Annotated in this window: 17 protein-coding genes; all 17 read left to right on the top strand. The window is 43.8% G+C overall.

Going from position 1 to position 14,072, the window contains the following annotated elements; genetic code table 11:
- The first annotated feature begins 309 nt into the window (after positions 1-309).
- Entirely contained in the window at positions 310-1,059 is a 750-nt protein-coding gene (locus OCV36_RS16350; protein WP_029224893.1) for an amino acid ABC transporter substrate-binding protein, read from the top strand.
- Positions 1,060-1,188: 129 nt separating this feature from the next.
- Complete coding sequence (locus OCV36_RS16345; protein WP_017073818.1) at positions 1,189-1,860, top strand: amino acid ABC transporter permease; 672 nt, start codon at positions 1,189-1,191, stop codon at positions 1,858-1,860.
- Complete coding sequence (locus tag OCV36_RS16340; RefSeq protein ID WP_135458809.1) at positions 1,857-2,606, top strand: amino acid ABC transporter ATP-binding protein; 750 nt, start codon at positions 1,857-1,859, stop codon at positions 2,604-2,606. Before OCV36_RS16345 ends, OCV36_RS16340 begins: the two co-directional genes overlap by 4 nt.
- A gap of 194 nt (positions 2,607-2,800) precedes the next feature.
- A complete protein-coding gene (gene rpmH / locus OCV36_RS16335) occupies positions 2,801-2,935 on the top strand; it encodes a 50S ribosomal protein L34 (protein ID WP_004735800.1) in 135 nt (44 codons plus the stop codon).
- Between the two features lie 45 nt (positions 2,936-2,980).
- A complete protein-coding gene (gene rnpA, locus OCV36_RS16330) occupies positions 2,981-3,304 on the top strand; it encodes a ribonuclease P protein component (RefSeq protein ID WP_017055478.1) in 324 nt (107 codons plus the stop codon).
- Positions 3,271-3,528 carry a membrane protein insertion efficiency factor YidD gene (gene yidD, locus OCV36_RS16325; protein ID WP_004735802.1) on the top strand — a complete coding sequence of 86 codons (258 nt, stop codon included), beginning with the start codon at positions 3,271-3,273 and terminating at the stop codon, positions 3,526-3,528. Before rnpA ends, yidD begins: the two co-directional genes overlap by 34 nt.
- A 2-nt stretch (positions 3,529-3,530) precedes the next feature.
- A complete protein-coding gene (gene yidC, locus OCV36_RS16320) occupies positions 3,531-5,153 on the top strand; it encodes a membrane protein insertase YidC (protein ID WP_017073821.1) in 1,623 nt (540 codons plus the stop codon).
- 130 nt (positions 5,154-5,283) lie between these two features.
- Positions 5,284-6,645: a tRNA uridine-5-carboxymethylaminomethyl(34) synthesis GTPase MnmE gene (mnmE, locus tag OCV36_RS16315; RefSeq protein WP_135458807.1), complete on the top strand. Its 1,362-nt coding sequence runs from the start codon at positions 5,284-5,286 to the stop codon at positions 6,643-6,645.
- A 50-nt stretch (positions 6,646-6,695) separates the two neighbouring features.
- A complete protein-coding gene (gene mioC, locus OCV36_RS16310) occupies positions 6,696-7,130 on the top strand; it encodes an FMN-binding protein MioC (protein ID WP_135458806.1) in 435 nt (144 codons plus the stop codon).
- A 482-nt stretch (positions 7,131-7,612) separates the two neighbouring features.
- Complete coding sequence (mnmG, locus tag OCV36_RS16305) at positions 7,613-9,508, top strand: tRNA uridine-5-carboxymethylaminomethyl(34) synthesis enzyme MnmG (protein ID WP_135458804.1); 1,896 nt, start codon at positions 7,613-7,615, stop codon at positions 9,506-9,508.
- Positions 9,508-10,140 carry a 16S rRNA (guanine(527)-N(7))-methyltransferase RsmG gene (gene rsmG / locus OCV36_RS16300; protein ID WP_017073825.1) on the top strand — a complete coding sequence of 211 codons (633 nt, stop codon included), beginning with the start codon at positions 9,508-9,510 and terminating at the stop codon, positions 10,138-10,140. The genes mnmG and rsmG overlap by 1 nt, the downstream gene beginning before the upstream one ends.
- A 14-nt stretch (positions 10,141-10,154) precedes the next feature.
- Entirely contained in the window at positions 10,155-10,928 is a 774-nt protein-coding gene (locus tag OCV36_RS16295; RefSeq protein ID WP_017073826.1) for a ParA family protein, read from the top strand.
- A 23-nt stretch (positions 10,929-10,951) separates the two neighbouring features.
- On the top strand, positions 10,952-11,833 hold the full coding sequence (locus tag OCV36_RS16290) for a ParB/RepB/Spo0J family partition protein (RefSeq protein WP_135458802.1): 882 nt from the start codon (positions 10,952-10,954) through the stop codon (positions 11,831-11,833).
- 191 nt (positions 11,834-12,024) lie between these two features.
- Positions 12,025-12,414, top strand: a complete 390-nt coding sequence (locus tag OCV36_RS16285) for a F0F1 ATP synthase subunit I (protein ID WP_017073828.1) — start codon at positions 12,025-12,027, stop codon at positions 12,412-12,414.
- An 8-nt stretch (positions 12,415-12,422) separates the two neighbouring features.
- Positions 12,423-13,220, top strand: coding sequence for a F0F1 ATP synthase subunit A (gene atpB, locus OCV36_RS16280; RefSeq protein WP_017073829.1), 798 nt, complete (start codon positions 12,423-12,425; stop codon positions 13,218-13,220).
- A gap of 50 nt (positions 13,221-13,270) precedes the next feature.
- Entirely contained in the window at positions 13,271-13,528 is a 258-nt protein-coding gene (atpE, locus tag OCV36_RS16275; protein WP_004735734.1) for a F0F1 ATP synthase subunit C, read from the top strand.
- A gap of 58 nt (positions 13,529-13,586) precedes the next feature.
- Positions 13,587-14,057: a F0F1 ATP synthase subunit B gene (gene atpF / locus OCV36_RS16270; RefSeq protein ID WP_017073830.1), complete on the top strand. Its 471-nt coding sequence runs from the start codon at positions 13,587-13,589 to the stop codon at positions 14,055-14,057.
- Positions 14,058-14,072 lie beyond the last annotated feature (15 nt).

Below are 14,072 nucleotides of genomic sequence, written 5' to 3'. Positions count from 1 at the left end.
GGTGCCCCACTCTATTTAAGTTATATGAAATGACCGCTAATTTTACCTGTTGATAAGTCAGATCACCAGCAATTGATCACAGATCCAGTGAATAAGATCCAAGTTATTCACAATTAATAGGGCCAAAATGGATAGATCCACACATCTTGCCCCTAATTTACTCACACAATGATCCACTTATGCCCGGATCCTTGCTAGTTATCCCCAAATTGAGAATTCAATCTGGTTATGGTTAATAACATCTGGTTATTTATTCTAGTGAGCATTTTCCCAGTAACATCCAATCCCATAAATATAAGGAGTTACCAAATGAATAACTGGATTAAGGCTGCAATTGCGGCTATCGCACTCTCTGCCGCTACTGTTCAAGCTGCTACTGAAGTTAAAGTCGGCATGTCTGGTCGCTACTTCCCATTCACCTTCGTGAAACAGGACCAGCTACAAGGTTTTGAAGTGGATTTATGGGATGAGATCGGTAAACGTAATGACTATAACGTTGAATACGTGACAGCAAACTTCTCTGGTCTATTTGGTCTTCTTGAAACAGGTCGAATTGATACAATTTCAAACCAAATTACAATAACGGATGCACGTAAAGCGAAATACCTATTCGCAGACCCATACGTAGTAGACGGCGCACAGATTACGGTTCGCAAAGGCAATGACAGCATTCAGGGCATCGAAGACCTTGATGGCAAGACGGTTGCCGTAAACCTGGGTTCAAACTTTGAACAACTGTTACGCAGCTACGATAAAGATGGCAAAATCAATGTAAAGACCTATGACACAGGTATTGAACATGATGTGGCATTAGGTCGTGCGGATGCATTCGTCATGGATCGACTATCAGCACTAGAGCTAATCAAAAAGACTGGTCTACCATTACAGCTAGCAGGACAGCCATTCGAAACGATTGAAAATGCATGGCCTTTCGTTAATAACGATAACGGCAAAAAACTGCAAGCTGAAGTAAACCAAGCATTAGCAGCAATGCGCGAAGATGGTACGCTAGAAAGCATCTCTCAAAAATGGTTCGGTGCGGACATTACTAAAAAGTAATTACTCACTCAACGCATTCAGAGCCCACTGCTTATACAGCGGTGGGCTTTTTGCTTTTGTGTACTGATTAAAAAGCCTGAACTAACAGTATTTCTAAACAATACTTCCAATAAAAATATGAGATAGATTATGGGATTTGACTTTAATTACATGCTAGGCCTGTTGCCAATACTTCTGAAGTATTTAGGCACTACTATGGAGATGGCAATTTGGGGCTTATTTTTCGCCCTAATTCTATCTTTGATACTGGCGAACATCCGTGTATTCAAAATCCCAGTACTCGATCAACTGAGCCAGCTGTATATTAGCTTCTTCCGAGGCACACCACTGCTGGTACAGCTGTTCCTTCTTTATTACGGCCTACCACAAGTGTTTCCGTGGATGGTTGGACTCGATGCTTTTGGCGCCGCCGTTATCGGTTTAACCCTGCACTTTGCGGCCTACATGGCTGAAAGTATTCGCGCAGCTATTATCGGTATCGATCGTAGCCAAATGGAAGCCAGTCTGTCTGTTGGAATGACAACCAGCCAAGCCATGCGTCGAGTGATCTTGCCACAAGCAACCCGTGTAGCGCTGCCTTCTTTGATGAACTATTTCATAGACATGATTAAGTCGACTTCCCTTGCTTTCACCTTAGGTGTGGCAGAAATCATGGCTAAAGCTCAAATGGAAGCGTCTTCAAGTTTCCGATTCTTTGAGGCGTTCCTTGCGGTAGCGCTGATTTATTGGGGCGTGGTTATTATCCTCACTCGTATTCAAATTTGGGCTGAAGTGAAACTGAATAAGGCGTACGTACGATGATCAAATTACAAAATATCCACAAGCAATTTGGTGACACCGAAGTATTGAAAGGAATCGACCTAGAAATCAAGCAAGGTGAGATAATTGTCATCATAGGTTCAAGTGGAACGGGTAAATCTACATTATTACGCTGTGTAAATTTTCTAGAGCAAGCCGATCAAGGTGTTATTTCGATTGATGATATCAAGGTTGATACTCAGAAACATACTAAGGCAGAGGTGCTTGCACTGTGTCGTAAGACCGGTTTCGTATTCCAAAACTATGCACTATTTGCCCATCAAACCGCGAAGCAGAATATTGCAGAAGGTTTGATTACCGTTCGTGGTTGGAAAAAGCAGCAAGCTCATGAAAAAGCTCAACAAATACTCGACGATATAGGCCTAGGAGAGAAAGCTGATAGTTATCCAGCAGCGCTTTCTGGTGGTCAGCAACAACGTGTTGGTATTGGCCGCGCAATGGCCCTTCAGCCAGAGCTTTTATTGTTCGATGAGCCGACTTCAGCACTCGATCCTGAGTGGGTTGGCGAAGTACTTAACCTCATGAAAAAATTGGCAAATCAGCATCAAACCATGCTGGTGGTTACTCATGAAATGCAGTTCGCTAGAGAGGTCGCAGACCGAGTGATCTTCATGGCTGATGGCCACATTGTCGAACAGGGATCTCCACAGGATATTTTTGGTAGTCCACAGGATCCAAAATTAAAAAAATTCTTAAATAAGGTTGGGATCGACGAAGGATCCTTGTGATTTTAGTTATTCTACGTATAATCCCCCGACCGGAATTTTAGTTAACCCAATCATTGACACTTTTTGTGACAGTGATTACAATTCCGCCTCTTTGTTGAGAGGCGTCGGTTTTCCTTTCTTATATAAAGAAGAGAAAATATGCCCACGCCGGGTTTAACAAAAACCTAAAACTACTGATCAGTAAGGTAATTACAATGAAACGCACTTTTCAACCTACAGTTCTAAAGCGTAAGCGTACTCACGGTTTCCGTGCTCGCATGGCTACTAAGAACGGTCGCGCAACAATCAATGCACGTCGTGCAAAAGGCCGTAAGCGTCTTTCTAAGTAATCTTTGATTATTTTGAATAAGCTAGCCTTCGGTCGGGAGTTACGCTTGTTAACTCCCGAACATTATCAAAATGTCTTCAAGCAAGCTCATCGAGCAGGCTCCCCTCATTTCACCATCATTGCCCGAAATAACTCTCTTTCAAATCCTCGCCTTGGATTAGCTGTTCCGAAAAAGCAGATTAAAACCGCCGTGGGTCGTAACCGATTCAAGCGTCTTACTCGTGAAAGCTTTCGTAACACTCAACACAAACTTCCTAACAAAGATTTTGTTGTAATCGCTAAGAAGAGCGCGCAAGATTTAAGCAATGAAGAAATGTTCAAGCTACTCGACAAATTATGGCTTCGCCTGTCTCGCCCTTCGCGTGGATAGCGCTAATACCCATCTATTTTTATAGATGGTTTATTAGTCCACTCATCGGCCCACGCTGCCGATTTACTCCAACCTGCTCTTTATATGCGATAGAAGCGTTGAAAGCTCACGGTTTTGTAAAAGGGTGTTGGTTATCAGGCAAACGTCTATTAAAATGCCATCCTTTGAACGAAGGGGGCTTTGACCCCGTTCCACCAGTCCAAAAACAAGACAGAGATAAATAACGATGGATTCTCAACGTAATATCCTGTTAATCGCATTGGCTTTGGTTTCTTTCCTACTTTTCCAACAATGGAACGTAGCTAAGAACCCAGCTCCACAAGCGATTGAGCAGGCACAATCTGGCAGCACCCTACCAGCGCCATCTTATGCAGATGACTTAGACCCAGCTCCGGGCCAACAAGTCGCTTCTGCAAAAACTATCACAGTAACAACTGATGTACTGACTCTGTCAATTGATACGGTTGGTGGTGATGTCGTTCAAGCAAACCTAAATGAATACTCTGCAGAATTCGATTCTGAAGATACGTTTGTTCTTCTTAAGAACGAACCAGGTCACCAATTTATCGCTCAAAGCGGTCTAGTGGGTCCTCAAGGTATCGACCTAAGCAGCACAAACCGCCCTAGCTACACAGTATCAGCAGATAGCTTCACACTTGCTGATGGTCAGGATGAACTACGCATCCCGATGACTTACCAAGCGAACGGCCTTGAGTACACGAAAACATTCGTCCTTAAGCGTGGCAGCTACGCAATGGATGTTGAATACGATGTAGTCAACAACTCTGGTAACAACGCGACATTCGGCATGTACGCTCACCTACGTCAGAACGTTATGGACGACGGTGGTAGCCTAACAATGCCAACTTACCGTGGTGGTGCTTACTCTACGGAAGATACGCGTTACAAAAAATACAGCTTCGACGATATGCAAGATCGCAACCTGTCTCTTAACCTAGCAAATGGTCAAGGTTGGGCAGCGATGATTCAGCACTACTTTGCAAGTGCATGGATTCCTCGCGACGAAGCCGGCAGCAACCTTTACACTCGTGTAATCGGTAACCTTGGCGACATCGGTGTTCGTATGCCGAACAAAACCATCGCTACTGGCGACGAAGCAAGCTTTAAAGCAACGCTTTGGGTTGGTCCAAAACTTCAAGACCAAATGGCTGCAGTTGCACCAAACCTAGACCTAGTAGTTGACTACGGTTGGTTATGGTTCATTGCTAAACCACTTCATACTCTGCTTTCGTTCATTCAAGGCATTGTTGTGAACTGGGGTCTAGCCATTATCTGTCTAACCTTCATCGTTCGTGGTGCTATGTACCCACTAACGAAAGCTCAGTACACGTCTATGGCGAAAATGCGTATGCTTCAGCCTAAGCTGACTGCAATGCGTGAGCGTATTGGCGATGACCGCCAACGCATGAGCCAAGAAATGATGGAGCTGTACAAGAAAGAGAAAGTAAACCCACTTGGTGGCTGTTTACCTATCGTCTTGCAGATGCCTATCTTCATTTCGCTATACTGGGCACTAATGGAGTCTGTTGAACTGCGTCACTCACCGTTCTTCGGTTGGATTACTGACCTTTCAGCACAAGACCCATACTACATCTTGCCACTTCTGATGGGTGCTTCAATGTTCCTAATCCAGAAGATGAGCCCGACAACTGTAACGGATCCAATGCAGCAGAAGATCATGACCTTTATGCCGGTTATGTTCACATTCTTCTTCCTGTTCTTCCCTTCAGGTCTGGTTCTTTACTGGCTAGTATCGAACATCGTAACTCTGATTCAGCAAACGCTTATCTACCGAGCGCTGGAAAAGAAAGGCTTACACTCTAAGTAAGTTCGATAATAGAAAGAGATAAAGAAAGGCGACCAAAAGGTCGCCTTTTTGTTTTTAGCTGATTACAATTCAGCTAATTGATTAATCGTGAACGCCCCTTTTTGGCTCTCACATGCTAGCAGGCACAACTATGACTACAGATACGATTGTTGCTCAAGCGACCGCGCCCGGCCGTGGTGGCGTCGGTATTATCCGCGTTTCCGGCCCATTGGCGACTCAGGTTGCTCTAGAAGTAACAGGAAAAACACTCAAGCCTCGCTACGCTGAGTACCTACCGTTTAAATCTGACGATGGCATCGAACTCGACCAAGGTATCGCGCTTTACTTCCCTAACCCGCACTCGTTTACCGGCGAAGACGTATTAGAGTTGCAAGGCCACGGCGGCCCAGTGGTTATGGATATGCTAATCAAACGTATCCTTACTATTTCAGGCGTGCGAGCTGCGCGTCCTGGTGAGTTCTCAGAGCGCGCCTTTTTGAACGACAAGATGGACTTAACGCAAGCAGAAGCGATTGCTGACTTAATTGATGCAAGCTCAGAAGAAGCAGCAAAATCGGCTCTACAATCGCTACAAGGTGAATTCTCTAAACGTATTAACACGCTAGTTGATTCACTGATTTACCTACGAATCTATGTTGAAGCGGCTATCGACTTCCCTGAAGAAGAAATTGATTTTCTTGCGGACGGTAAAGTAAGTACTGACTTACAAGCTATCATCGACAACCTCGAAGCCGTACGACAAGAAGCCAATCAAGGCGCTATTATGCGTGAAGGCATGAAAGTCGTGATTGCAGGTCGCCCAAATGCCGGTAAATCAAGCTTATTGAATGCGCTGTCAGGTAAAGAGTCTGCGATTGTGACCGATATTGCCGGTACCACGCGTGATGTACTGCGTGAACATATCCATATTGATGGTATGCCACTGCATATTATCGATACTGCAGGCCTGCGTGATGCTTCTGATGAAGTAGAAAAAATCGGTATTGAACGTGCTTGGGAAGAAATAGCTCAGGCAGACCGCGTTTTATTTATGGTCGATGGCACCACAACAGACGCGACTGACCCACAAGATATATGGCCAGATTTCGTTGATCGACTACCAAATAACATCGGTATGACAGTGATCCGTAATAAAGCAGATCAAACCAGTGAAGATCTCGGTATTTGTTACGTTAACGATCCTACGTTGATTCGATTATCAGCTAAAACAGGCGAAGGAGTCGACGCATTACGTAGCCATCTTAAAGAATGCATGGGCTTTGCTGGTGGTCATGAAGGCGGCTTTATGGCACGACGTCGTCACTTAGATGCACTTGAACGAGCGTCTGAGCACCTAGATATCGGTCAACAACAGCTTGAAGGCTACATGGCTGGCGAGATCTTAGCGGAAGAACTTCGTATCACCCAACAGTACCTTAATGAGATAACGGGTGAATTCAGTTCTGATGATCTTTTAGGTCGCATCTTCTCTTCATTCTGTATCGGTAAATAACCTTTAAAGGCCGGCTCGCGCTGGCCTTTTTCTTTTGTAAGGACAGCTTAATGATCCACATTATAACAGGCAGTACTTTGGGCGGTGCCGAATACGTTGGCGATCACCTTAATGATCTTCTTGAGGAGCAAGGGCATAAGATAACCCTTCACAATCAACCTGAATACAATGAGATTCCACAACAAGACGTTTGGTTACTGGTTACCTCAACTCATGGTGCAGGCGAATTTCCAGACAATATTAAGCCGTTTATCAACGCATTGACTCAACAGTCTCCAGACTTAAATCAGGTTCGTTTTGCTGTCGTGGCGCTTGGTGATTCTAGTTATGATACCTTCTGTTTGGCGGGAAAATCAGTCCACAGCCAACTGGAAGAACTCGGAGCTCACCCTATTTCAGCCTGTTTTACCATCGATATACTTGAAACTCCGGTGCCAGAAGACGCCGCTGAAGAGTGGTTTAGCGATCATAGTGACCAGTTTTAACCCCTCCTTTCTCTAAAAAAGCGGCTTATGCCGCTTTTTTTATCTCTGAATATCGTGATTGTGAATAACTTTTTAAAAAATTAATCGAAAAATATGTCATTTTTTTCAATTTCTCCTGTGGATAAGATCATACATATACGGTGATTAACCTATAGTTATCCAAATAATAACTTTCAGGCTAATTCTCCCCTGTGAATAAGTAGCCATTTTGATCCCAGCTAATCCTCATCATGATCAAAGTTAGATCACATACTTTGATCCAAAAAAGATCCATGATCTTGTTGATCATTTTTGACTTATCCACAGATACCCTCGATCCTAATAATAGATATAATAAAAGATCTCTATAAAGATCTTATCTATATTAATTAAAAACTGCTTTATCGAAAAATCCCAAAAACGTTTTCTCAAGCTATGAAAACAGGTAGAATATCGCTCCTTTTTATCAATCTAGAAAACGTTTGAATACCCGAGGTCGGTTCATGCTTTATCACGAAAAATTTGACGTCATCGTTGTTGGTGGTGGCCATGCAGGAACGGAAGCCGCACTCGCATCTGCACGTACTGGTCAAAGTACGTTACTACTCACTCATAATATCGATACGTTGGGACAAATGTCTTGCAACCCTGCTATTGGTGGGATCGGTAAGGGCCACTTGGTAAAAGAGGTCGATGCAATGGGTGGATTAATGGCGCAAGCTATTGATCATGCAGGTATTCAGTTCAGAACGTTAAACGCATCAAAAGGTCCTGCGGTACGTGCAACTCGTGCACAAGCTGACCGCGCGCTTTACAAAGCCTTTGTTCGAAATGTTCTTGAAAACACGCCAAACCTAACTCTGTTTCAACAATCGGTTGATGACTTGATCGTTGAACAGGATCAAGTGGTGGGTGTTGTTACACAGATGGGCCTTAAGTTCCGCGCTAACGCAGTGGTACTGACGGTCGGCACATTTCTAGGTGGAAAAATCCATATTGGTATGGAAAGCTCTTCAGGCGGTCGTGCTGGTGATCCACCATCGATCGCACTGGCTGCCCGTCTTCGTGATCTTCCATTCCGAGTTGATCGCCTGAAAACGGGTACACCTCCTCGTATCGATGCACGTAGCGTTGATTTTTCAGAGTTAGAGGTTCAGCACGGTGATAACCCAACACCTGTATTCTCGTTCATGGGTAACCGAGCTCAACAGCCTCGCCAAATTCCATGCTACATCACGCACACTAACGAAAATACGCATGACGTTATTCGCGCCAATCTCGATCGTAGCCCAATGTACGCGGGCGTGATTGAAGGTATTGGCCCGCGCTACTGTCCATCGATTGAAGACAAAGTGATGCGTTTTGCTGACAAGAATAGTCACCAAATTTTTATTGAACCTGAAGGCCTAACGACCCATGAGCTATACCCGAATGGTATCTCGACAAGTCTGCCGTTTGATGTTCAGGTTCAAATCGTTCGTTCAATGAAGGGCTTTGAAAATGCTCACATCGTTCGTCCTGGTTATGCGATTGAGTACGATTTCTTTGATCCTCGCGACCTGAAGCTGACTTACGAAACTAAGTTTATCAAGGGTCTGTTCTTTGCTGGTCAAATCAACGGCACGACTGGCTACGAAGAAGCGGCAGCACAAGGTTTGATGGCGGGTCTTAATGCAAGCTTGTTTACGCAAGGCAAAGAAGGCTGGAGCCCGCGTCGCGACCAAGCTTACATGGGCGTTCTTATTGATGACCTATCGACCATGGGTACCAAAGAACCTTACCGCATGTTTACTTCTCGCGCGGAATACCGTTTGTTGTTGCGTGAAGACAACGCGGATATTCGTTTGACTGAAAAATCTCGTGAGCTTGGCTTGGTGGATGATGCTCGTTGGGCTCGATTCAACGAGAAAGTAGAAAACATGGAGAAAGAACGTCAACGTCTAAAAGAAACGTGGATCAATCCAAAATCTGAAGATGTTGATCAACTGAACCAGATCCTCAAAACACCAATGTCTCGTGAAGCGAGTGGTGAGGATCTTCTTCGTCGCCCTGAAATGACTTATTCACAGCTAACTTCGTTAGATCGTTTTGGTCCGGCACTGGAAGATCAACAAGCTTCTGAGCAAGTTGAGATCCAAGTTAAGTACGATGGTTATATTCAGCGCCAACAAGATGAAATTGAAAAATCACTACGCCATGAAAATACCAAGCTGCCTGCTGATATCGATTACAGTCAGGTGAAAGGGCTTTCCAACGAAGTGGTTCTAAAGCTAACAACAGCTAAGCCTGATTCAATTGGCATTGCTTCTCGTATTTCAGGCATTACGCCTGCAGCAATCTCTATTTTATTGGTTTATCTTAAAAAACACGGCCTGTTGAAAAAGGGTGAGGAAGCATAATGAGTGTATTACGCGAAAAACTGGATCACCTAATTGACCAGACTGAGCTTGAAGTATCTGAAAAGCAACGTGGCCAATTAGTTGGTTACGTTGAGTTACTCAACAAGTGGAACAAAGCTTACAACCTAACGTCAGTTCGTGACCCGCTCGAAATGATGGTGAAACATATCTTAGATAGCATCATTGTTAGCACTCACTTACAAGGTAAGCGCTTTATTGACGTTGGTACGGGCCCTGGTTTACCTGGGATCCCTCTCTCAATCATGAATCCTGACTGTGAGTTTTACTTGCTAGATAGCTTAGGTAAGCGTATTCGTTTTATTAAGCAGGTGGTTCATGAATTGGGTATCGATAACGTCGTACCGGTTCAAAGTCGCGTTGAAGAATTTCAACCTGAAGAAAAGTTTGATGCAGTACTCAGTCGTGCATTTGCGTCAATGACAGACATGGTAGAGTGGTGTCACCATTTACCTAAAGAGCAATCCGGTGTATTTTTGGCTCTTAAGGGACAACATCCTAGAGACGAAATTGACCTGTTACCTGAATGGTGTTCAGTGACAGACATTAAAGCTTTGCAAGTGCCAGAGCTTGATGGAGAGCGTCATCTAGTAACTTTATCGCGTCAGGGATAATCAGCGAGGCCATAGTGGGTAAAATCGTAGCAATTGCCAACCAGAAGGGTGGCGTAGGAAAAACAACAACTTGCATTAATTTGGCAGCATCAATGGCGGCAACAAAACGCAAGATATTGGTTGTTGACCTCGATCCTCAAGGTAATGCCACTATGGCAAGCGGTGTCGACAAATATCAGGTTGAAGCAACTGCTTACGATTTGTTAGTTGAAGAGACTCCATTTGATGAGGTAGTTTGTCGAAGTACATCTGGCAATTACGACCTTATCGCCGCAAACGGTGATGTGACTGCGGCGGAAATCAAATTAATGGAAGTGTTTGCCCGTGAAGTTCGTCTCAAAAACGCGCTGGCATCCATTCGCAGTAACTATGATTTCATCTTTATTGATTGCCCACCGTCATTAAACCTTCTTACAATCAACGCGATGGCTGCGGCCGATTCCGTATTGGTTCCTATGCAATGTGAATATTTTGCTTTGGAAGGTTTAACTGCGTTGATGGATACCATCAGTAAGCTCGCAGCTGTAGTAAACGAAGATCTGAAGATCGAAGGTCTTCTGCGTACAATGTACGATCCTCGTAACCGCTTATCGAACGAAGTATCTGATCAACTCAAAAAACATTTCGGTAGTAAAGTATATCGAACTGTAATCCCTAGAAATGTGCGTCTGGCAGAAGCGCCGAGTCATGGCAAGCCAGCAATGTACTACGACAAATATTCCGCAGGTGCTAAGGCATATCTTGCTCTTGCAGGAGAAATGTTGCGTCGTGAAGAAGTCCCAGTATAGGTCTAACCAAAGGAATTCGCTCAATGTCTAAGCGTGGTTTAGGAAAGGGGTTAGATGCATTGCTTGCAACTAGCTCGTTGGCTCGTGAAAAACAACAAGCCGCTTCTCATAGTCAGGCGTTGTCGGCTGATGGTGAGTTCATCGAGCTTGCTGTCGGTTGCTTAAAGCCAGGTGTATATCAACCGCGTAAGGATATTGCGTCGGAAGCTCTAGAAGAGTTGGCCGCATCTATCCAGTCTCAGGGCATTATTCAGCCAATCGTTGTACGTCCGTTAACACAAGGGCAGTTCGAGATTATTGCTGGTGAACGTCGTTGGAGAGCGGCTCGTCAAGCTGGCCTGAAGCAGGTGCCGTGCTTGATCAAGAAAGTTGAAGACAAAGCCGCGATTGCGATGGCATTGATCGAGAACATTCAGCGAGAAGATCTGAATGTTATTGAAGAAGCGCAGGCTTTAGAGCGCTTACAGAATGAATTTGAACTGACGCACCAAAAGGTTGCTGAAGTGATTGGTAAGTCACGTGCGACGGTCAGTAATTTACTGCGCCTGAACCAGTTGACTGAGCCAGTGAAGGTTTTGGTTGTGTCAAAGCAACTAGAGATGGGGCACGCTCGAGCATTGCTTGCGCTTGAAGGTGACACCCAGGTTGAAGCAGCGAATACTGCAGCAACTAAAAAAATGACCGTGCGTCAAACAGAGCAGCTTGTTAAAAAGTGTCTAAAACCTGAGGTTGAGTCAGAACCTAAGGCTGAAGACACAGAATCTATTGAACTTTCAAGAAGACTCTCGGAAAAATTGCAAGTAAACGTTTCAGTCACTCGTTCTGTTAGCGGTAAGTCAAAAGTGACGATTACTCTTGATGAGCCTCACAAATTAGAGCAACTTATTGCTAAACTAGAGTACTAAATGAGATAATTGATTTAGGTCAATTATGTAATAAACAAGTAATTTCGTACAAAAGTTGTAGGTTTGTATACAGAAATGTAAATGATTGCTGCATTTTTATTGCAATCAATTTGGCTGAACGTATAATTTTCGCCAATTTCTCAGCACGCTTTTAAGCGAGTGGTAAAGTGGGCTTAAAGAGGAACGAATACATGGTAGCGGCGTTAGCAAGACCAGGACGAGTGCTTGCAAAGCAAATGTTATTGATCGAGCTTAGCGCGGTTATATTAGTGGCGGTAGGGTTAGGTTTAGCTGTTAATCCTGATTGGGGTTTTGCTGCATTAATCGGTGGCGGTATTTTTGTCATTGCTAATGTGGTTTTTTGTGTGTGTGCTTTCCTATTTTGTGGAGCTCGCGCAACTAAGTTAGTTGCAGCGTCGTTCTATGCAGGCGAAGTGCTAAAAATCTTAATCACAGTTTTACTATTCTCTATTGTCTACATGTATATGCAGGTGGAATTAGTTCCCCTCAAACTGACCTATTTACTGGTTCTAGGTATTAATATCTTTGCGCCAGTGCTTTTCATTAACAATAAAAAATAGGATGAGTTATGGCTGCGCCAACAGCATCCGGATACATTGAACACCATTTACAAAACCTTTCTTTAGCTAAGTTTGGTCTTGTAGAGGAAACAAGTTTCTGGAACGTACATATAGACAGTCTGTTTTTTTCTGTGTTGACAGGGGTGTTATTCCTTTGGGTTTTTCGCTCAGTCGCTAAGAAAGCAACAGTAGGTGTACCTGGTAAGCTTCAGTGTTTTGTTGAAATGGTAGTGGAATTCGTTGGCGACAACGTTAAAGAAACTTTCCATGGCCGCAATCCTCTGGTAGCTCCATTAGCACTGACTATATTCTGCTGGATTATCATAATGAACTTGATGGACCTAGTGCCTATCGATTTCTTACCATATCCTGCAGAGCATTGGCTAGGTATCCCTTATTTGAAAGTGGTTCCTACAGCTGATGTAAATATAACAATGGCAATGGCTTTAGGTGTTTTTGCTCTGATGATCTTCTACAGCATCAAAGTGAAAGGCTTGGGCGGATTTGCTAAAGAATTGGCACTGCATCCATTTAATCACCCAATCATGATTCCATTTAACTTGGTACTTGAGGTAATTTCGTTATTAGCGAAGCCACTATCTCTAGGTATGCGTTTATTTGGTAATATGTTTGCGGGTGAGGTGGTGTTTATTCTTATCGCGGCAATGCTACCGTGGTACTTACAATGGGTAGGTGCACTACCTTGGGCTATCTTCCATATCTTGGTTATTTTGATTCAAGCGTTTGTTTTCATGATGTTGACAATCGTTTACTTATCAATGGCTCATGAAGATAGTGATCACTAAAAAAATTTTTAAGCTTTATTCTAACTATTAATGTTAATCGGAGAACGTAAATGGAAACTGTACTAAGTTTTTCAGCAATCGCTGTTGCTATCATTGTTGGTCTTTGTGCCGTAGGTACTGCAATTGGTTTTGCTATTCTTGGTGGTAAATTCCTAGAAGGCGCTGCGCGTCAACCTGAAATGGCTCCAATGCTACAAGTTAAGATGTTCATCATCGCTGGTCTACTGGATGCTGTTCCAATGATCGGTATCGTAATCGCACTACTATTCACGTTTGCTAACCCATTTGTAAGTCAGCTAGCAGGCTAATTAGCTTTTAATAGTTAATTAAATTTTTGTAGTTGATTCTTAACGAGGAGTAGCTGTTGTGAATATGAACGCAACTCTGTTGGGTCAAGCAATTGCTTTTTCACTGTTTGTTTGGTTCTGCATGAAATATGTATGGCCACCAATCATACAAGCAATTGAAGAACGTCAGAAGAAAATTGCTGACGGTCTTGTAGCCGCTGAACGCGCTGCGAAAGACTTGAACCTAGCACAAGCCAACGCTTCCGAGCAAATGAAGGAAGCGAAGCGCACTGCAACTGAGGTTATTGATCAGGCAAATAAACGTAAAGCTCAAATTATTGATGAAGCTCGCGAAGAGGCTCAGGCAGAACGCCAGAAGATCTTAACGCAAGCTGAAGCAGAAATTGAAGCTGAACGCACACGTGCCCGTGATGACCTGCGCAAACAAGTCGCAACTCTGGCTATAGCTGGTGCTGAGAAAATCCTTGAGCGTACTATCGATAAAGATGTACACAATGATCTTCTTAACAACATTACTGCAAAACTTTAAAGCAAGGGGCTGTAT

This window comes from Vibrio echinoideorum, assembly GCF_024347455.1.
GTDB classification, from domain to species: domain Bacteria; phylum Pseudomonadota; class Gammaproteobacteria; order Enterobacterales; family Vibrionaceae; genus Vibrio; species Vibrio echinoideorum.
This window is presented reverse-complemented; position numbering and strand designations above follow the sequence as displayed.